General features: G+C 47.1%; 17 protein-coding genes and 1 pseudogene. 5 read left to right on the top strand and 13 right to left on the bottom strand.

The annotated features are described in order from the left end of the window. Positions 1 to 21: 21 nt before the first annotated feature. On the bottom strand, positions 22 to 1695 hold the full coding sequence (locus MTR11_RS01680; RefSeq protein ID WP_243326931.1) for a methyl-accepting chemotaxis protein: 1674 nt from the start codon (positions 1693 to 1695) through the stop codon (positions 22 to 24). 193 nt (positions 1696 to 1888) lie between these two features. Between MTR11_RS01680 and coaBC the strand changes: the two genes are divergently transcribed. The 3 genes from coaBC (at position 1889) to MTR11_RS01665 (ending at position 4807) form a co-directional block, all read left to right on the top strand. Next, the gene (gene coaBC / locus MTR11_RS01675; protein WP_243326930.1) at positions 1889 to 3088 is read left to right on the top strand and encodes a bifunctional phosphopantothenoylcysteine decarboxylase/phosphopantothenate--cysteine ligase CoaBC; all 1200 of its coding nucleotides are present in this window, start codon (positions 1889 to 1891) and stop codon (positions 3086 to 3088) included. Positions 3089 to 3259: 171 nt separating this feature from the next. After that, entirely contained in the window at positions 3260 to 3850 is a 591-nt protein-coding gene (slmA, locus tag MTR11_RS01670) for a nucleoid occlusion factor SlmA (protein ID WP_005395778.1), read from the top strand. Between the two features lie 6 nt (positions 3851 to 3856). After that, complete coding sequence (locus tag MTR11_RS01665; RefSeq protein WP_012841196.1) at positions 3857 to 4807, top strand: Kdo(2)-lipid IV(A) acyltransferase; 951 nt, start codon at positions 3857 to 3859, stop codon at positions 4805 to 4807. Between the two features lie 84 nt (positions 4808 to 4891). Here the strand turns inward: MTR11_RS01665 and pyrE are convergent, their stop codons facing one another. Together pyrE and rph are read right to left on the bottom strand one after the other, a co-directional pair. Continuing rightward, positions 4892 to 5533 carry an orotate phosphoribosyltransferase gene (pyrE, locus tag MTR11_RS01660; protein WP_006741831.1) on the bottom strand — a complete coding sequence of 214 codons (642 nt, stop codon included), beginning with the start codon at positions 5531 to 5533 and terminating at the stop codon, positions 4892 to 4894. A gap of 100 nt (positions 5534 to 5633) precedes the next feature. Further along, positions 5634 to 6350 (bottom strand): ribonuclease PH, encoded by a 717-nt coding sequence (gene rph, locus MTR11_RS01655; RefSeq protein WP_064353526.1) that lies wholly within the window; start codon positions 6348 to 6350, stop codon positions 5634 to 5636. Positions 6351 to 6534: 184 nt separating this feature from the next. Here rph and MTR11_RS01650 point away from each other — a divergent pair, with 184 nt between their 5' ends. Beyond that, the gene (locus tag MTR11_RS01650; protein ID WP_005379378.1) at positions 6535 to 7401 is read left to right on the top strand and encodes a YicC/YloC family endoribonuclease; all 867 of its coding nucleotides are present in this window, start codon (positions 6535 to 6537) and stop codon (positions 7399 to 7401) included. A gap of 224 nt (positions 7402 to 7625) precedes the next feature. On the opposite strand, the gene MTR11_RS01645 is transcribed toward MTR11_RS01650, so the two are convergent. The 3 genes from MTR11_RS01645 to MTR11_RS01635 form a co-directional block, all read right to left on the bottom strand. Then, positions 7626 to 8909: an NAD(P)/FAD-dependent oxidoreductase gene (locus MTR11_RS01645; RefSeq protein WP_243326929.1), complete on the bottom strand. Its 1284-nt coding sequence runs from the start codon at positions 8907 to 8909 to the stop codon at positions 7626 to 7628. A gap of 41 nt (positions 8910 to 8950) precedes the next feature. Beyond that, complete coding sequence (gene nhaC, locus MTR11_RS01640) at positions 8951 to 10435, bottom strand: Na+/H+ antiporter NhaC (RefSeq protein WP_243326928.1); 1485 nt, start codon at positions 10433 to 10435, stop codon at positions 8951 to 8953. Positions 10436 to 10569: 134 nt separating this feature from the next. Then, positions 10570 to 11529, bottom strand: coding sequence for an ornithine cyclodeaminase family protein (locus MTR11_RS01635; protein WP_243326927.1), 960 nt, complete (start codon positions 11527 to 11529; stop codon positions 10570 to 10572). 168 nt (positions 11530 to 11697) lie between these two features. Between MTR11_RS01635 and MTR11_RS01630 the strand changes: the two genes are divergently transcribed. Beyond that, positions 11698 to 12480, top strand: coding sequence for an AraC family transcriptional regulator (locus MTR11_RS01630; protein WP_243326926.1), 783 nt, complete (start codon positions 11698 to 11700; stop codon positions 12478 to 12480). A gap of 40 nt (positions 12481 to 12520) precedes the next feature. Here the strand turns inward: MTR11_RS01630 and MTR11_RS01625 are convergent. The 7 genes and pseudogenes from MTR11_RS01625 to MTR11_RS01595 form a co-directional block, all read right to left on the bottom strand. Continuing rightward, positions 12521 to 12607, bottom strand: a pseudogene (locus tag MTR11_RS01625) (transcription elongation factor GreB); the annotation flags it as partial. A gap of 248 nt (positions 12608 to 12855) precedes the next feature. Next, the gene (locus MTR11_RS01620; protein WP_243326925.1) at positions 12856 to 13281 is read right to left on the bottom strand and encodes a phosphate-starvation-inducible protein PsiE; all 426 of its coding nucleotides are present in this window, start codon (positions 13279 to 13281) and stop codon (positions 12856 to 12858) included. A 166-nt stretch (positions 13282 to 13447) separates the two neighbouring features. Beyond that, positions 13448 to 14287 (bottom strand): ABC transporter ATP-binding protein, encoded by an 840-nt coding sequence (locus MTR11_RS01615; protein WP_243326924.1) that lies wholly within the window; start codon positions 14285 to 14287, stop codon positions 13448 to 13450. Positions 14288 to 14322: 35 nt separating this feature from the next. After that, positions 14323 to 15180, bottom strand: coding sequence for an ABC transporter ATP-binding protein (locus MTR11_RS01610; RefSeq protein ID WP_005394932.1), 858 nt, complete (start codon positions 15178 to 15180; stop codon positions 14323 to 14325). Between the two features lie 9 nt (positions 15181 to 15189). Beyond that, positions 15190 to 17016, bottom strand: a complete 1827-nt coding sequence (locus MTR11_RS01605) for an extracellular solute-binding protein (protein ID WP_005394933.1) — start codon at positions 17014 to 17016, stop codon at positions 15190 to 15192. Between the two features lie 38 nt (positions 17017 to 17054). After that, positions 17055 to 18098, bottom strand: a complete 1044-nt coding sequence (locus MTR11_RS01600; RefSeq protein WP_005394934.1) for an ABC transporter permease — start codon at positions 18096 to 18098, stop codon at positions 17055 to 17057. Position 18099: 1 nt separating this feature from the next. Then, positions 18100 to 19125, bottom strand: coding sequence for an ABC transporter permease subunit (locus tag MTR11_RS01595; protein WP_005394935.1), 1026 nt, complete (start codon positions 19123 to 19125; stop codon positions 18100 to 18102). Positions 19126 to 19139 lie beyond the last annotated feature (14 nt).

Raw genomic sequence — 19139 nt, 5'->3', positions numbered from 1 at the left:
TCAATGCAACTTAACAGTTCATCAGAGTTTAAAGTTGCCAACCAAGCCGTGAATTTCTGTTCCAGATTGTGATAGCTGCGTGCTGATTGACTCGGCATGCTGCAACGTCTCATTAATGTTGTTCACGATCTGTTGAATAGCCACTAAGTTTTGGTTGATGTCTTCTGCAACCGCACTTTGCTCTTCGGCGGCAGACGCGGTTTGAATACCCATATCTCGAATTGTTCCGATAGAATGATGAACACCAGAAAGAGATTGCTGAATGAGCGCCGATTCTTCCGCCGTTTTTACACCTCGTTTTTGGCTCACCGACATTGTACTGACCGCTCTTGATACACCATTTTGCAGCTGCTTAAGCATGTCACCAATTTCATGAGTACTATTTTGCGTACGACTGGCTAACGAGCGAACTTCATCCGCAACGACGGCAAACCCTCGGCCTTGCTCACCCGCTCTAGCCGCTTCAATCGCCGCATTTAGGGCCAACAAATTCGTTTGCTCGGCTATCTCGCCAATCACATCCAGCACTTTGGTTATTTTTTCGGTTTGTAAACTCAACTCAGAAATTGCATCTGACGTACTGTCTATCTCCCTCACTAGCTCGGTAATGCCTTCAATTGCTTGTTCCACTTCACGCTGAGCTTCGGTAACTTGACTGTTGGCATCCTCAATCGCCTGTGCAGTCGCATTGGTATTGCTGGCTACTTCTTTGGCTGTCATGCTCATTTGTGTCACCGCAGTCACGACTTTGTCCGTCTCTAAACAGTGGTCCTGCATTTGACCGCTCGCTTGGCTGGTCTGAGTGTTCAGGCTTTGAGAAACGGTCTGTACTGTCGTCGCAGAGCGGTGGATATCCTGCATCAGTGGGTGCAGCTTATCCATAAACTCATTAAACGCGGCCGCCACTTCACCGACTTCATCCTGACTTTCGACTTTTAAACGAGCCGTTAAGTCACCACCGCCTGCGGCAACATCTTTTAATGAAGCCGCGACATGTTGTAATGGCTGAATACCTTTAGACACCACGATACTGGTGAGAACACTGGTAATGATCAATCCAATAACGGAAATCAACACGGCAGATAACGTATGCTCTTTTAGCTCTTGAGTCTTTAACTCTCTGTGCATCGCAACTTGCTGGTCGATGTCATCAATATAAACGCCAGTACCTAAAACCCAGTCCCATTTCGATAGATATTCTGCATAGCCCAACTTAGGCGCTTGTGCGTCAATGGTCGGTTTATGCCACGAGAAATAGAGGAACCCATCCCCTTTTTGAGAAGCATCAATCAAGCCCGCAATAACTGCGACCCCATTTTCATCTTTTAAGTCGTAAAGGTTTTTACCCTCTAATGCAGGTTTGATGGCGTGCAACGTATTCACACCTTGAGAGTCGTAGGCAAAAAAGTAGCCATCGCTTTCAAAGCGCATGGCTTTCAGAATTTCTTTTGCTGCCTCTTTATTACTTCCATTTACATCCGTGTCGTATAACGGTTTTATCGCCGTCACACCCATCATCATATAGGCTTGTAACTCTTTCTTTTTCGTTTCGATGAGCTCTTGCCTGTCTCTTGCCAGCTCCGCTTCCAAACTTTTACTGCTGTTGATGTAATACACCACTGAGATCAACGTAGTGATCAACAACAACGGAATTAGGGTTATCAGCAGCAATTTGTTTCGACTTTTCAACACCATGGTTTCCAGTACCTCTTTTTCTTTTCAGACTTGCAAACTCCGCGCAACTTGTCTGTGAGGTAGGCGAGAATTTTCCCTTCCTCGGTCAGATTAATACTCTGGAGTTTGATGTGAATTATCTTCTCGTTATATATGCTCGGGCGGTCAGACTTTGAATTGTGTTAAAATCCGGTCATCAAATTGGAGATCTCACATGCAAACACTAGCAGGAAAGAAAATTCTACTCGGCATCAGTGGCGGTATTGCTGCGTATAAATGTGCGGAGCTAACCCGTCGCCTCATAGAGAGAGGAGCACAAGTTCAAGTTGTAATGACGAAAGCAGCAAAAGAGTTCATTACCCCTTTAACCATGCAAGCCGTTTCGGGCCGTCCTGTCTCGGACAGTTTATTAGACCCAGCAGCAGAAGCCTCTATGGGCCATATTGAATTGGCCAAATGGGCAGATTTAGTACTACTAGCGCCAGCGACTGCGGACTTAATCGCGCGCATGTCTGCAGGTATGGGGAACGATTTGCTTACCACGCTCGTGCTCGCGACGGATTCCCCTGTTGCTGTTTCTCCTGCGATGAATCAACAGATGTATCGCAATATCGCAACCCAAGAGAACATCGCAACATTAGCGCGTCGCGGTATGCACATCTGGGGCCCCGCTGCAGGAGAGCAAGCCTGTGGCGATGTGGGCCCAGGTCGAATGCTGGAACCAATGCAGCTAGTGCATCTATGTGAACAGTTCTTTCAGCCAAAATTGCTAGAAGGTAAGTCGATACTCATCACCGCAGGCCCAACTCGCGAAGCGATTGACCCAGTGCGTTACATTACGAATCATAGCTCAGGGAAAATGGGCTATGCATTGGCGAGCGCCGCAGCGCAGATGGGAGCAAAAGTCACCCTCGTGAGCGGTCCTGTCAGTTTAAATACGCCCGTAGGTGTTGAGCGCATTAATGTTTCCAGTGCACAAGAGATGCACGAAGCCGTTATGACACACGCAAACCAGCATGATGCGTTTATTAGCTGCGCTGCTGTTGCCGACTACCGCCCACAAACGATCGCGTCTCAAAAGTTGAAAAAGACGGAAGACAATGACGAAATGGTCATTAATATGGTCAAAAATCCTGATATTGTTGCTTCTGTAGCAGCAATGACGGAGAAGCGTCCGTTTACCGTCGGTTTTGCGGCTGAAACCAATGATGTAGAGACCTATGCTCGAGGCAAGTTAACAAAGAAAAACCTCGATATGATCTGTGCGAATGACGTTTCGGTTGCAGGGCAAGGATTTAACAGCAACGACAACGCGATTACCCTGTACTGGCCTGAGGGTGAACTTGCGCTCGCTTTAGAATCAAAAGAAGCATTGAGCTTTAAAATTCTCGAAAAAATGCATCACTTGATGTAACTAACGTTTGAAAACCCTGCCAACTTTTCACAAAAGCTGGCATAAATTTGGTACAAACATGACAACTAAGGGTGTTAAATCTCCCATTCCACCCTTAGTGGTCTAGTTTGAGGCGAAATAGCGTCTTATAATCCCCTCCGCTCAACTTTGTATTTTGAAAGGAAGTAACTAATGGCCGGCAGTAAAAAATCCAACCGTCGTGAAGAGATCTTACAAGCATTAGCAGAAATGCTTGAATCAACAGAAGGCGCTTCACGCATTACTACGGCAAAACTGGCCAAGCAAGTCGGCGTTTCAGAAGCCGCGCTGTATCGTCATTTCCCAAGTAAAGCGCGCATGTTCGAAGGGTTGATTGAGTTCATTGAAGAAGCCTTGATGACACGTATCAACCGTATTCTAGACGACGAAAAAGATACTCTAGAGCGTATTCGTATGGTGATGCACCTGATTTTGGCGTTCTCTGAACGTAACCCTGGTCTGACACGCATTTTGTCGGGCCATGCTCTAATGTTTGAAAATGAACGCCTACGTGAACGCATCAATCAACTCTTTGAGCGCATAGAAACACAATTACGCCAGATCCTGCGTGAACGTAAGATTCGTGAAGGGAAGTCTTTCCCTGTCGAAGAGCGCATCCTAGCCGCGCAAATTCTGGGACAAGTTGAGGGTAGCCTAAACCGCTTTGTGCGTAGCGACTTTAAATACCAGCCGACTGCAAACTTTGACGAGTACTGGGCGCTTTTGAGTGCACAAATAAAGTAAAAGATTATGAGTAAAGACAAATACACGCAGCCCGAGTTTTCTCTTTCACTTCTTCACCCTCGTAACTGGGGCGTATGGCTTGGTTTTGGTCTGTTGGCCATCCTCGTCAATATTCTTCCTTATCGGCTGCTGCTTTCATTAGGTCGTTCACTCGGTAAACTTGGCATGCGCTACGGTAAAAAGCGTGTCCACGTTGCTCAACGTAACTTAGAATTGGCCTTTCCAGACAAAACACCTGAAGAGATTCAACATATTGTTGAAGAGAACTTCAAAAATACCGGTATGGCACTCATAGAAACCGGAATCACTTGGTTCTGGCCGACTTGGCGCTTTAAAAAACTTATCGTCGAGAAAGATCTCGGCGCACTGCGTGAAAAAGCCAAAGAAGGTAAAGGCGTCCTACTTTGTTGTGTCCATGCTCTTAATCTAGAGATCACTGCGCGTGCTTTCGCCGTGCTCGGCGTGGCCGGGTACGGCGCGTTTCGTCCGCATAATAATCCTGCTTATAACTTTATCCAGTATTGGGGACGGACACATAACGGCAATAAACTGATTGATCGTAAAGATGTGAAAAAGATGATTCGTGTATTACGCAGTGGTGAGCGTCTGTTCTATTTACCGGATCACGATTACGGTCGCAAAAAATCAGTATTTGTGCCCTTCTTTGCCGTAGACGATGCGTGTACGACAACAGGCACGAGCATTCTGGCGTATACCTCAAAATGTGCGATCATCCCAGGCTCAGGGTTTCGCAATGGTGAAGGGAAATACGACATCATCGCCGATAAGTGCATTGAAGCCGACTATCCACAAAAAGACGAAGTCGCCGCTGCTGCTTATATGAACAAGTATGTGGAAGAGGTCATTCTACGCGCTCCAGAGCAATGGATGTGGCTCCATAAACGCTACAAAACCATGCAAGATGAGCATGTCGAGAAAGGCATTCGCTATAAGTAAGTGGTCAAGGCGATAAATCCAAAAACAAAAAAGGGCAGATGGATATCCATCTGCCCTTTTTACTTTTTCAGAAAAAGTAACAAATTAAATGCCGTATTCCGAGCGATAGGCTTTAACTGCTTCCAAGTGCTCAGCAGCGTCACCTTTCTCTTCTAAGTAAGTCACAAGATCACCCAAACTTACAATTGAAATCACGGCACAACCAAAGTCACGCTCAACTTCTTGAATCGCAGAAAGCTCGCCCTTGCCCTTCTCTTGGCGGTCGATAGCAACCAACACACCCGCAAGATCAGCGCCATTTGCTTTAATAATTTCCATCGATTCACGGATTGCCGTACCTGCTGTGATTACGTCATCCACTAGCATGATTCGACCTTCAAGCGCAGAGCCTACAAGGTTACCGCCTTCGCCGTGATCTTTCGCTTCTTTACGGTTGAAGCAGTAAGGCGTGTCGATATCGTGGTGATCCGCCAGCGCGACTGCTGTTGTCGTCGCAATTGGGATACCTTTGTACGCCGGGCCAAACAGCACATCAAACTCAATGCCTGAATCTGCAAGCGCTGCTGCGTAAAAACGACCAAGACGCGCTAGGTCACGACCAGTATTGAAAAGACCAGCGTTAAAGAAGTACGGGCTTTTACGGCCAGATTTCAAAGTAAACTCACCAAACTTAAGAACTTCTTTCTCAAGTGCAAACTCAATAAACTCACGCTGGTATGCTTTCATGGATTTCTCTCAATTTTCTTTTCGTGTGGGGATCAGATCCTAGGACCTAGTAATATGCAAAAAAATAGCTTCCTTTCGGGGAAGCTATTTAAATAAATCATTAATTTTGTAACGCAGCCTTCTGCGCTGCGACAATTTCCGTAATGCCGATTTTCGCCGACTCGAGCAATGCCATCAGCTGTTCGTGACTGAACGGTTCACCTTCTGCGGTGCCCTGAATTTCAATCATCTTACCTTCTTCTGTCATTACAACGTTCATGTCTGTGTCTGCCGCTGAATCTTCAACGTACTCAAGGTCACACAGAACATCATCGCCTAGCAAACCAACTGAAACTGCCGCTACGTGGCCTTTCATTGGATTCGCTTTTAGCTTACCGCTATCCACTAGGTGTTGGAACGCATCGGCCATTGCGACACTTGCGCCGCTGATAGATGCAGTACGGGTACCACCGTCAGCTTGGATAACGTCACAGTCAACGGTGATCATGAACTCACCCATGGCTTTTAGATCGACAACAGCACGTAGGCTTCGTGCAATAAGACGCTGAATTTCCATCGTACGGCCGCCTTGTTTGCCACTTGCCGCTTCACGACGAGTACGAGAATGTGTTGCTCGAGGTAGCATGCCGTATTCAGCTGTAACCCAGCCTTTACCTTGACCTTTTAGCCAACGTGGCACAGATTCTTCGACGGTCGCATTACACAACACTTTGGTGTTACCGAACTCAACTAGCACTGACCCTTCAGCGTAAGCTGTGTAGTTACGAGTAATTTTGATAGGGCGAACTTGATCCGCCTTGCGATCGTTTGGACGCATGGGCATCTACCTTAAATATGAGGAGAAGACGATTTGGTTGGGCGAAGATTATAACGGAATCGATTCCGGATTCATAGGTTACGCCGCTGGCACAACATAAACAATCCATACATCCCGCGCACCTATCGACGCAGCGTGATACACTCTTGAAGTAATTTTCAAAAAATGAAGACAGGAAAATTCGATGATTTACAGTATGACAGCGTATGCACGCAAAGAAGTAAAAGGCGACTGGGGTTCTGCGGTATGGGAAATCCGCAGCGTGAACCAGCGTTATTTAGAAACATACTTCCGCATGCCAGAACAATTTCGCGGATTAGAGCCCGTTTTACGCGAGCGTTTTCGTAAGCGCTTAGCGCGAGGCAAAGTGGAATGTAATCTGCGTTTTGAAGCAAACCCTGCCGCAAAAGGTGAGCTTAGCATCAATGAAGCGCTTGCTAGCCAGGTAATTAAAGCCGCTGAACAAGTCATGCACATGACTGGTGAACTGAGCCGAATCAATCCATTTCAAGTCATGCAATGGCCGGGGGTAATGGAAACGCCAGAGCAAGACATGGATGCGGTAAATAAAGTGCTACTAGAAGCGTTTGATGGCGCAATGGATGAATTTATTGAAGCGCGCGCTCGTGAAGGCGAGAACATGAAGGCGCTGATTGAGCAACGCCTAGAAGCGATCACATCAGAAGTTGTGAAAGTGCGCGCACGCATGCCAGAAATTTTAGAATGGCAACGTGAGCGACTATTCTCGAAGTTCGAAGACGCTAAAGTGGAACTGGATCCGTCTCGTATCGAGCAAGAGTTGATTTTGCTAGCGCAAAAATCGGATGTTGCTGAAGAGCTCGATCGCTTGGACTCTCACGTAAAAGAAACCACAAACATTCTGAAAAAAGGTGGCGCAGTGGGTCGTCGTCTGGACTTCATGATGCAAGAGTTCAACCGTGAATCGAACACGTTAGCGTCGAAATCCATCAGCACCGACATCACCGCATCGGGCGTTGAACTGAAAGTTCTGATTGAGCAGATGCGTGAGCAGATCCAGAATATAGAATAGACTCCAACCAGTTCCATGCCCATGTATAAAGCCCTTAATTAAAAGGGCTTTCTTATTTCGCTCTTCTATACACATCCATGGAGTTCATCATCAACCACGAATCTGCGGGGAGTAATCAGGCGCAGGCAAGTGGCAATATATCAATGAGTGCCAGTGTGAATCGACATGTGAGATCTTCGTTCGACGTGCTTTTTTATCACGCTACTATCTGCTGTCTGTGGGTCTTAAAATCGGTCTACCCGATACGGCTTCACGTCAAACTCAGGCTCCACTTGGCGCAATAAGCTAATAACCAACTCAGCACCAATGGCGGCTTGAGTCAGCCCCAAGTGCTGATTTCCAAAGGCAAACAATAACCGTGGATGACGCGGGTGCTGGTCTATCACTGGCAACGAATCCGACAGAGTCGGTCTATGTCCCATCCATTCACTCACTTTAAGATCAGGGTTGTTTAATCGTGGCAATAGTTGCCTACTGTGATGGCGCAGCACATTAAACCTGCGAGCAAACTCAGGTAAACGCAAGCCACCTATTTCAGTGATCCCAACCACCCTTAAGCCAGACGCCAAAGGGCTCATCACAAATTTACGCTCCGCAGAGCCAATCGGATGTTGGAGTGGCGGCGTCTCCATGTCGGCAGTCTCTATCGTCAGGTGGTACCCGCGTTCCGCTTCAAGTGGAACAGATATCCCTGTTTGTTCTAACAGAGGCTTACCCCAAGCGCCGGTGCAAAGTACCACGTGCTCGAACTTATTTTGACTCTTCGCTGTGACCACCCCAACAGCATTCTCTTGCGGAAGAATTTCACTCACTTCTGTTTGTTCAAAACGCCCACCGCGCGCTTGAAAAACCGCAAACAGTTGTTTCGACAGTAAGTAAGGATCTTTCACTCGACACGCATTAGGGAAAAACAGAGCGTGACTGACAGTCTCAGCCAGCTCTGGCTCTTTTTCCCTCAGTTGTGCACCTTGCACTAGGACACTTTCGATGTCCCATTGAGCAAGGTAAGCTGCATGCGTTTTGGCCTCGTCTAACTTATTTTCCGACTCCCATACCAACAGGTAACCTGACGGAACAAGATATTCTTCGGCCCCTATATCAGCCAAGCAGCGTTGCCAAGCAGGAACGGCCGCTTGATTGAGCTGGTAGAGCGCTTGTCGACTGGCCTCCACTCGCGCAGAAGAAGCAGAGCGAACAAAACGCGCCAACCAAGGCAGGGCTTGGGGTAAATACTTCCAAGGAAGGGCCAACGGCCCCTTGGGATCCATCCACATCCTTGGCGCGGCAGCCAGTGTCTTTTTCGTTGCCAGAGGATCAATCAGTTCTGTTGCTAAATAGCCAGCATTACCAAACGAAGCGCCTTCACCCGGCAAACCCTTGTCAAACAAAGTGACTTGAAAGCCATGACGCTGTGCTTCTAGGGCGGTACAAAGCCCCACCACTCCAGCCCCCACTACCGCAACGGTGGGCTTGTCGTTAAAAGGGGTATGTTTCGCGGATTGTGTCATGTTCTACCTACTGGCTTAGCTAAAGAATGATTGGATACGGTTTAATGGGTGCTGCTACTCGCTGGTGAGACAGGCTCTGTGCTTGCCGGCGCCTCTTGCTCCACACGCTTTGAGAACCAGCCTGTCTGGGCGTATAAAATGCCAATCGCTGGTGATAACCAACAAGCAAACGCCAACGGTGCATACAACAAAGCACTGTAATCGCCTGGTGCAACAATCAGCCCCAAGGTTCCCATCACAAATGCACCACCCGCATTCCAAGGGATCAATGGCGAGACTAAGGTCCCTCCTTCTTCAATCGCCCTGGACAGATTGAGTCGGCTATAGCCCAACTTGTCATATTGCGGCCCAAACATACGCCCAGGTAAAGCAATCGAGAGGTACACATCACCCGACACGGCGTTGGTCGCAACGGAAGTAAGAATGGCATTCGTTTGTAACCCTTTGAAACCTCGTGTCGACTTCATCACGGCATTCACGACTGACTCCAAACACCCAGTTCGCTCCAGTGCACCACCAAATGCCAACGCAAACATCATCAAAGTGATCACCCAAGTCATAGAGGTAACGCCACCGCGATTTAGCAAATTATCCAGCGCGTCCGATCCGGTTTCTATCTTGTACCCACTGTGGGCAAACGTGAGAATGTCATTCAGGTTGTAATCGTAATTATGAACCGCGACACCAGCGCCGAGAACAAAGCCAATAAACAGGGCTGGGATCGGTGCTATTTTGTAAAACGCCAATAGCATCACCACAAAGAGCGGCAGTAAAGGCAACAAACCGAGTAAGAAATGACTCTCCATGCCCGATTGAATCGCGGTGATTTGTTGTAGCTGTTGTTGAGCGTCAGAGGTCGCATCCCCCATCACTACACCACCAAGAATCGAGTACAGCGTCAAAGCGATCAGCATAGCTGGAATGGTTGTCGGCATCATATTACGAATATGAGCGAATACATTGGTTTCTGTTACGGCGGCAGCAAGGTTAGTGGTATCCGACAACGGTGAGATCTTGTCGCCGAAAAAAGCGCCTGAGACAACGGCACCCGCCGTCCAATATGCTGGAATACCAAACGCAAAACCGATTCCAACCAACGCCAGGCCGACCGTGCCCACGGTTGTCCAACTCGAACCAATCGAAAGAGATACCAAAGAGCACAACAGCATGGTGGCTGCCAAAAACCACTCCGGCTCAATCAAGACTAAGCCGTAATAAATAAGGGTTGGCACCGTGCCACTGGCTATCCACGTACTTACCAGCATCCCTACTACAATAAGGGTCGCAATGGAGGGCATCGCCACGTGTAAGACACGAAATGCGCCGGATTCGATGTCCTGCCAACGCAGCCCTTGGTACCAGCCAACTAACGCGGTAATAGCAAAACCAATCGCTAACGCGATATGTGGAGTAAAGTCGTCATAATAAAAAATCTGTGTCGCTAACAAGCCAATGGTGAGGATAATCGGTACGACAGCCAAGCCTAGTGGTGGTGGCGCCGTATAATCTGAGTTCTTTTTAGTCATAGGTCTTTTTCCAAATCACGTCGCGAGGGACCGCACCTGAAAAGGTGCGGCGCGCATGGAAAGCCTGATAGCGGATAACAAAGCCGCAAGCAGGGCAAAAGAAAAGCCAAGATATGCGTCGGCCTGATTACGATTTACGCACCCTGCACTGACTGATAAGCCAGAATCGCGCCCGCCAGATCTTCACGAGAGTCGCCAACCGATTTAAACAACGTGATCGCCGTTTCTGGTTCGTCGAGCTCTGCACGTCCTGCATGTTGGCCACTACACAACACCGAAAAGTCCGCTAAAATCTTCTCTTCGGTAATCGCCCCGTCACGGATAGGCATGATCAACTCGCCCGTTTCAACCAGTGCCGCCGCCTTCACATCCACGAATACATTCGCTCTCTGTAACGCTTCGTTGTCGGTCTCGCGCATTGTCGGCGTAAAGCTCCCCACCAAATCTAAGTGCGTGCCCGGCTTCAGCCACTCACCTTTAATTAGGGGCTCGGTTGAAAGCGTGGCACAGCTAATGAGATCGGCTTCACGCGCGACCGTTTCTAGTTGCTCATCGGAGCATACAATGGCATCAACGCCCTCATCACGCAATTCTGTCGCCAATTGCTCTGCCGCAGCCGGATTAATATCCCACACATGAACAGTTTCAATTGGACGTACACTGATATGAGCTGGTACTAGGCGTCGTGCAACGCGTCCTGCCCCAACCATCAACATTTTGCTGGCCGTTTCACGCGAGAGGTAACGAGAAGCCAGTGCCGAGGCCGCCGCAGTTCTGCGCGCGGTGAGCTCATTGCCATCGATCTGAGCCAGCATTTGCCCTGTCTGACCACAACTCAGTAAATAGTGACTGCTGAGTCCAGGTTGATTACGCGCAGAATTCCCCGGAAAGACATTCACCTGTTTTACGCCCAAGTACTCACCTTCAATCCATGCCGGCATTAATAACAAGGTCGCGCTAGGGTCTTGCGGCACATTCATCGTGTGATGGTGACGAATAGGCGCCGTTACATCACGGGTAAAAATATCTTTTAAAGCGTCGACCAATGGTAGCCAAGCTAGTGCATCGCGAACCTGTTGCTGGTTAAGTTGCATGTCATTCTTCCTTCCTTGTTAATATATTGTTATTTTATCTATTAATAGCGCTATTCATTTGCCCGAGACTCTGCGGTATTTAACCCAGACTCCGGAACTGAAAAACTTTGGGAAAGGAAAAGCTACATTGGGCAAACTAAGCGCGCGGATACAAGTAGGAAACTCACTGTGAATCAAACTCAGATAAGAAGAAATGTTATTGCCAGACGCCAGGGCCAACACCTGCACAGCTACGCTCAGGTATTGTTAGGCTGGCGAGGCACAATGGCGTGCGAGTTTGAACGCGAAAGTGGAAATATAGGCCATGGCACAGTGGCGATAGTGCCCGATAATGCCCCCCATTTTTATAATGGCTTAAGTGAAGATAGTGAGTTATTAGTCATCGACTTAGCGCCGGCTGACCCTTACATCCAAGCGCTGGAACAAGCGTGTAACTTGTCATTAAAGGAATCGGTATTTCAGCAGCCTTACTTCCTAGACTTGGGTACAGAAAGTCAGATATTGCTGGATTTTGCTGCGCAGAAAGTCAGTCAGGGGCAAATGTCACCACAGATAAACTGCCAGCTCGTGTCATTATTTTTAACGCAGCTTGGGCAAATGTCATCCAATGTCACACCACCAGCCCCGCATCGTCGCTTAGAAGCCAGCCATTTGAATACGTATATCGATCAAAACATTTCGACTGCGTTAACCAATGCTCAGCTAGCTCAGGCGATGCACCTCAGCGAAAGCCATTTTTACTGCTTATGCCAAAGGCAGTTTGGAGTGACACCACAAAAATACGTGATGCAGAGACGCATGCAAAAAGCACAATTTTTGCTGCGTAACAGCCATATGCCTATGACAGAACTTGCCGCCGAAGTCGGGTTTGCGCAGCTGTCGAGTTTTTCTCGTGCCTACAAACGCAGCTTTCAGCATTCGCCTAGTGACGTACGCCGAAAGTCGCGCTAAACGTATGCACTAGGCCTAACTACAGGCTGAACAACGTCATTTATGAGTAGTGAATGGCGTTCACAAACCACTCTTTGTAACCTTCTGGGTTTTTGACGCTAAACTCATCGTCGACTTCTATTTTTAGTCTTAGACCCCTCATGGGCATTGCCCCTGTGTATCTATCCATGAACAGGCCACCAGCGTTAACAAACAGTTTTCTCGTCTCACTTTTCTAGTGTCTAAACTGATTCAAAAAGTCTTCAAATATGAATAAAAAGCTTAATGTTTTTTTTAATAAAAACACACGCTCAAAAAGACAGTTCCAAAACATTGAATGATCTAAAAGTCATCGAGTATTGAAACAAAAAAGCCCCGCTAGTGCGGGACTTTCTTTTATTCATCTTTTTCCAAGGTTCTGTTATCAACGTAGGGCCAATAATGATGCCCGACTCTGATGAGCAACGTTGCCGCAGCTAAGATAAACGCTGCCAGAGATAACCACACAACCAAAACCGCATCCAGCTCTTTCATTCCGAGTGTGATATAGCGGGCGATCGCCATCATCGCGATATAGATAGGATAGCGTACTGGAATTTTTCCGTTCATCACGAACTGCTGCACCATGGCGAGCACTTCCAGATAGATAAACATCAAAAGAATATCCGTGAGTAAGACACGCTTCTCGACAAATACGTGTACAAACTCTTGCATCATGGCGTACAACGTCGCCAAGGTAATAGAGACTAATAATACCGCCTCCAAAATATGGAAGACTTTCAGGAACGGTCGACTAAAGGATTTCGGTAAATTCGACGGCATGGTCCATTATCCAGACAAAGAAGATAGGCCTTGAGTTTAGCATGCAACGATCTTCAATCAATCATAATACTCAGGCGTCAATCAACACCAAGACCTAACATAGACCTATAAAAATGCTCCGCTTATTTGGCGGAGCGTTTTTGTGTTATAGGACCTGTGGCATCACTTACGCCACTTGCTGCTTTTTTTCAGCCAGGCGCTTTTTCTTCCGATATTTAGGGTGGGTGATCGGAATCGCAGATAGGAGTTTCTTGGTGTACTCGTTTTGCGGGTTTGCATAAATTTCTTTCGCGCTGCCTGCTTCTACCACTTTACCAAAATACATCACGGCAACTTTGTCAGAGACGTGTTTCACCACAGAGAGATCGTGAGAGATAAAGATGATCGCCAAGTTCATCTCTTGTTGCAGTTGTAGTAATAGGTTCAAGATTTGTGCCTGTACCGACACATCTAACGCAGATACCGATTCATCACAAATCAGTAATTTAGGCTTCAATGCTATCGCGCGAGCAATACCGATACGCTGACGTTGGCCGCCTGAAAACTCATGTGGATAGCGGTTGACTGCCGTTTCTGGCAAACCCACCTTTATTAAAAGCTCTTTTACCCACTGTTTGCGCTCGGCTGGCGTACCGATTTTATGAATAACAAACGGTTCTTCTAGAATCATACCGATGGTATGACGCTGATTGAGTGATTCCATTGGGTCTTGAAAGACGATTTGCATGTCTTTACGCAGCGATCGCATCTCTTTGATAGACAGTTTAGTGATGTCTTTACCTTCAAAGAAAATCTTACCTTCCGTTGGCTCGTATAACTTTAAGATCGTGCGACCAAGGGTGCTTTTACCACAACCTGACTCACCAACTAGCCCCAGTGTTTCACCTTCAGAAACAGACAGTGAAACCCCGTCTACCGCTTTGATGGTGTAGCCTTTCTTGAACAGCCCTTTACCAGAAACAAAGTGCTGCTTAAGATTTTCAATTCTTAATACTTCTTTTGCCATAACATCCTCTTTTATGACTCGTTCACTTTGCTCAGTTAACTAGCAAACATACTGGCATCAATAGGCTTGATATCGATCATCTGCTTCGGCTCATTATCTAAGCTCGGCATCAACCCCATCAAACGCTCTGTGTATGGGTGCTGCGGGTTATCAAACAACTCAAAAATTTCTGCTTTTTCGACAATACGTCCACCATACATCACGGCAACATCATCACACACTTCTGCCACAACCCCGAGGTCGTGAGTAATGAAGATCATCGCCATGCCCGTTTCTTCCTGAAGCTCGTTCATCAGTTCAAGGATAGACGCCTGAACCGTAACATCCAACGCCGTAGTCGGTTCATCACAAATCAGAATATCCGGCTTACAGGCCAACGCCATCGCGATCATTACACGCTGGCGCATACCGCCAGATAGGTTATGGGGATACTCATTCAATCGTTTCTCTGGCATTGGGATTTTGACTTTTGCCAGCATCTCGATCGAGAAAGCCTCCCGCTCCTTTTTGTCGAGCTCAGGTCGATGAAGTTCAAGCACTTCACATATTTGACGACCAATAGTGTGTACTGGATTGAGCGCCGTCATCGGATCTTGGAAGATGATCGAAATGCGATCGCCACGCATGGCGTACATCTCTTCCGCAGGCAAATCAACTAGGTTGGTGCCGCGATAATTCACTTCACCTTTGATGATGTTGCCATATGGCTTAGGCAGTAGCCCCATGATCGACATTGAGGTTACGCTCTTCCCACTGCCTGACTCTCCCACCAGACCGAGTGTACGTCCAGCTCTCACATCAAAGTTCACACCATGCAGCACCTTCACTGGTCCATCATCGGTGGTGAATTCAACTTCGAGATCTTTAACACTTAGGATTACATCGTTTTCCATAACCAATCCTTACAGCTTATAAGTGTCATCTACGACGACGACAGGTTCAAAAGCTTTGCCTGATTTCATCGCTTGTTTGGTTTCTTTCTTGATATCGCTATCAATCCAGTAAGTGCCATCCCCTATGATGCCACCACTGAACAACGCCTCTGTCATGCGATTCATTGGCTTATCAGGAAACTTTAGCCAGCGCCAGTGACCGTAGCGGACATAAGGAATCATGTAGCCTGTTACGATAACGTGCGCATCAATGATGTCACGCTGAATCTCATGACCTAGCTGGATCTTTTTATCCATATCCATGCTAAAACGATACTCGATGATCTTTTCATCCAGCTCTGGCGTGCTGTAGTTTGTGAAAGAGTTAGTTTGCGGCTTATTTGCATTGACTGAATGGAAGTACTCCCAATACGTTGGGATCTCGGACGTACCCATATCTAAGAAAGCCAAATCGTGCTTTTTCTCACGGACGTATTTGAACATGGATGAGCCATCAACCAACTTGAGCTCAATATCCAACCCTGCTAGCTTGGCTTGCTCACGCAAAAAAGCAATACGAGGAGTATGAACAGGTGTTCCGTAGGTCAGCTCGAAGCTTAAACGCTCACCTTTATCATTGACACGAATACCATCGGAACCAATTTTGTTAAAGCCTGCGGCTTCGAATGCCTCGGCCGCTTTTGCGGGGTCAAATTTCGGTGCTTTCGCGTCTGGTAGGGTGTATTTACCATGGCCATAACCCGTCGGGTTTGGCTTACGGGAGTAGTCACCACGCATGATATTCTCAATCATGCCATCAAAATCAATTGCGTAAGTAATGCCCTTGCGAACGTTTAAATCATCCAGTAAAGGCATCGCGGTGTTCATCCATACGCCGCCCGCACCGACTGGAAATTGGTTGTAACCCCAGAACTTTTGAATGTAGCCTTTTTGGTACGGTTCTGTGTTCGATTTATCGTGCCATAGACTTGGCAGAACCAGACCAAATGCATCCAACTTACCCTTTTCAAAATGCTTCATCGCAATATCGCTATCGCGGATCACCGTGATGCGAATCTTGTCGACATTGTAGCGATTTTGGTAGTACTTATTGCTGTAACCCCACCAATCTTCACCAACATGTTTGAAAGTCACACTTCTACCTTTTTTGATATCATCTAGGTAGTACGCACTGGTCGTTGGTTCACTTTTAAAGTTGTAGTAACGGACAAAGTTGTCGTGAATACCATCACCATTTTCGTCCTTTGAAGGATTGGCATAAAAGTGTGCGGGACGTGGGCGTAAAGCCCCCATTCTTAGCAACAATTCTTCCGGATTGAACTCTTTCGCGGCCTTAACAGCAAACGTATGAGCGTCGTACTTAATAACGTCCGCAATGGTTTTGTTGTAATAATCGTTGTACCAAGGCTCTAGGATATCCTTAGAACGATAAAACTTAAGCATGAATACAAAATCGTCGGCAGTCACAGGCTTGCCGTCCGACCATTTAGCTTCTGGGTTGAGTTTGAAATAGACGGTTTTATTGTCGCCAGCTAACGCCCACTCATTAGCAAGTTCAGGGATGAACTCTAAAGTGTCTGGGTGGCGAACCACCAATCCAGGGGTTTCATCCAAGATAAAGGAACGCAACCCCGCATTAGCGTCTGGGCCAACACTACGTAACGTCTGTGGAAAACTTGACATGAAGGTGCGATAGGTCCCTCCACGTTTCGCTTCAGGCGAACCATATTGAGGCTCATCCCAGTTTGTTTGCCAGTTTAAGTCCGTCGGAAGCGTTGCTGACATTGCACCAAAACTCAGGGCGCTCAGCGTGGACGCTAAAAATAATTTCTTCATAAAACTTCCCTTTTTTATGTTTTGCTCACAATGCTCGCTTAAACATAGCGTGTGAATTTTTTCGGGTCGAAGGCCGCTCGAATGGCTTCACCAATAAAGGTCACCATTACCAACACGAGTACAATTGACGTCACCACTGAGGCAACAATCCATGGCGAGTCTAGGTTAGATTTACCTTGTTGTAGCAGTTCCCCCCAACTTGGCGTTGGTGGCATCAGACCTAAACCTAGATAATCCAAAGCGGTCAGCGCAGTGATGTTTGCTGCAATAGTGAACGGCGCCAATGTCACAATCATTACCATCGTATTCGGTAGGATGTGATTAAACAAAATACGTCCCGTCGATGCCCCTAAAGCACGTGCCGCCATTACGTATTCTCGTGCCGCTTCTTTATAAGTCATGGTCCGCATGTACCATGTCATGCCCATCCAGGTGAAAAGCACGTTAATAGCGACAAAGAGAGCGAACGTCGGTTGAACGATTGAGACAAGAATCATAATGACGTACAAAAACGGTACCATTGACCAGATTTCGATAAGTCGCTGTACAAACAAGTCAAATTTACCGCCCCAAAAACCCATAGCACAACCAACTGCGGTACCGATCGCGTAGGAAATTGCCATGGTGAGCAACGCAAATCCCATTGCCGTTCTGAATCCGTAGACAAGTCGTGCCAAAATATCGCGACCTATCACATCTGTACCTAAATAATGCTTGTTTTCGGCACTAGGCGCTGTTGGCGGGAAATCACCACTAAAATCCTGTTCATATGGGTTCCATGGCACAAGCGGCAAAATAACAAAGTTGTCGCTCCCTTCGGCCTCAAACGCTTTTTGCAGTACGCGATAATCCGCTTCGCTGGATGACTCTTGGCCGAATTCACTGCCTAAACGGACATCACTGACAACAGGAAAATAGTAGCTACCATCGTACTTGACGACTAGCGCTTTACTATTAATCAGAAGTTCAGCAAAGAGCGACAGGATCAACATGATTGAGAGAATGACAAACGACCAATAACCTCGTTTGATCTCTTTAAAGTGGCGAATTTTCTTTTGAGTTAATGGACTAACTTTAATCATGTTACGCTCCAAACTTCACACGTGGGTCGACTAAAGCAACACAAATATCTGAAATAATGTTACCAATGAGCAGCAACAGCGCATTAATGGCGACAATACCCATAACAACAGGGTAATCACGCTCCATGATTGATTCGTAACCCAATAAACCAATGCCATCAATATTGAAGATAACTTCAATCAGGAAGGCACCGGTCATGAAGAACAACAAAGAGTTACCAAAGTGACTCGCGATTGGAATTAAGCTGTTACGCAACGCGTGCTTACGAACCGCCTTTTTGAAAGGTAAGCCCTTCGCGATAGCTGTACGGATATAGTCTGAAGAAAGGTTTTCCATCAGGTTGTTTTTCATCGTCATTGTCAGTGTTGCAAAGTCGCCAATGAGGTAACAGATTAAAGGCAACACCGCGTGCCACATGATGTCCTTGGCGCGTTCAAAGAAAGTTTCGTAATCGTCGAAGTCATCGCCGACAAAGCCTCCCATCGGAAACCATTCCAAGTGATAACTAAATAGCGTGATGAGCAATACACCCACCACATAGCCAGGCAAGGCATAGCCCACAAAGATGAGTATTGAAGAAGCGGAATCAAACACAGAGCCGTGCTTGAGCGCCTTGTAATAACCAAGAGGGATCGAGATAAAATAACTGATAAAAAAGGTCATGCCGCCATAAAATAACGACACAGGTAAACGCTCTGCAATCATGTCAGAGACAGGCTCGTAGTAACGTGTTGACTCACCAAGGTCTAGCACGACCAAGCGACTTAGCCACTCCACATACGCTTCTGTCACTGGCTTATCCAGACCGTAAAACGCATTTAGCTCAGCGATTTGATCATCTGAAAGGGCGGTATTGCCACCAGCAGACGTCATTGATGCGGCACCATCCCCTTGAGACTGCATTTGTGACAACATGCGTTCAACAGGTCCGCCCGGCACGAAACGAGTGATAGCAAAGATAAGAATAGTTATCCCGAGAAACGTTGGTATCACCAACGCCAAACGGCGTAAAAAGTACGACAGCATATACAACTTGCTCC

Source organism: Vibrio sp. CCB-PB317 (assembly GCF_022808245.1).
Lineage (GTDB): Bacteria > Pseudomonadota > Gammaproteobacteria > Enterobacterales > Vibrionaceae > Vibrio > Vibrio diabolicus.
Note: the sequence above shows the minus strand (reverse complement) of the source record. Positions and strands in the feature narration are given on the sequence as shown.

Bases quoted from the DNA above. Each gene is read 5' to 3' on its own strand.
- MTR11_RS01650 (WP_005379378.1), top strand. From the start codon at position 6,535: ATGATTTACAGTATGACAGCGTATGCACGCAAAGAAGTAAAAGGCGAC.
- MTR11_RS01595 (WP_005394935.1), bottom strand. From the start codon at position 19,125: ATGCTGTCGTACTTTTTACGCCGTTTGGCGTTGGTGATACCAACGTTT.
- MTR11_RS01635 (WP_243326927.1), bottom strand. From the start codon at position 11,529: ATGCAACTTAACCAGCAACAGGTTCGCGATGCACTAGCTTGGCTACCA.
- MTR11_RS01615 (WP_243326924.1), bottom strand. From the start codon at position 14,287: ATGGCAAAAGAAGTATTAAGAATTGAAAATCTTAAGCAGCACTTTGTT.
- MTR11_RS01680 (WP_243326931.1), bottom strand. From the start codon at position 1,695: ATGGTGTTGAAAAGTCGAAACAAATTGCTGCTGATAACCCTAATTCCG.
- MTR11_RS01600 (WP_005394934.1), bottom strand. From the start codon at position 18,098: ATGATTAAAGTTAGTCCATTAACTCAAAAGAAAATTCGCCACTTTAAA.
- nhaC (WP_243326928.1), bottom strand. From the start codon at position 10,435: ATGACTAAAAAGAACTCAGATTATACGGCGCCACCACCACTAGGCTTG.
- MTR11_RS01605 (WP_005394933.1), bottom strand. From the start codon at position 17,016: ATGAAGAAATTATTTTTAGCGTCCACGCTGAGCGCCCTGAGTTTTGGT.
- MTR11_RS01620 (WP_243326925.1), bottom strand. From the start codon at position 13,281: ATGCCGTCGAATTTACCGAAATCCTTTAGTCGACCGTTCCTGAAAGTC.
- MTR11_RS01665 (WP_012841196.1), top strand. From the start codon at position 3,857: ATGAGTAAAGACAAATACACGCAGCCCGAGTTTTCTCTTTCACTTCTT.
- slmA (WP_005395778.1), top strand. From the start codon at position 3,260: ATGGCCGGCAGTAAAAAATCCAACCGTCGTGAAGAGATCTTACAAGCA.
- MTR11_RS01645 (WP_243326929.1), bottom strand. From the start codon at position 8,909: ATGACACAATCCGCGAAACATACCCCTTTTAACGACAAGCCCACCGTT.
- rph (WP_064353526.1), bottom strand. From the start codon at position 6,350: ATGCGTCCAAACGATCGCAAGGCGGATCAAGTTCGCCCTATCAAAATT.
- MTR11_RS01610 (WP_005394932.1), bottom strand. From the start codon at position 15,180: ATGGAAAACGATGTAATCCTAAGTGTTAAAGATCTCGAAGTTGAATTC.
- pyrE (WP_006741831.1), bottom strand. From the start codon at position 5,533: ATGAAAGCATACCAGCGTGAGTTTATTGAGTTTGCACTTGAGAAAGAA.
- coaBC (WP_243326930.1), top strand. From the start codon at position 1,889: ATGCAAACACTAGCAGGAAAGAAAATTCTACTCGGCATCAGTGGCGGT.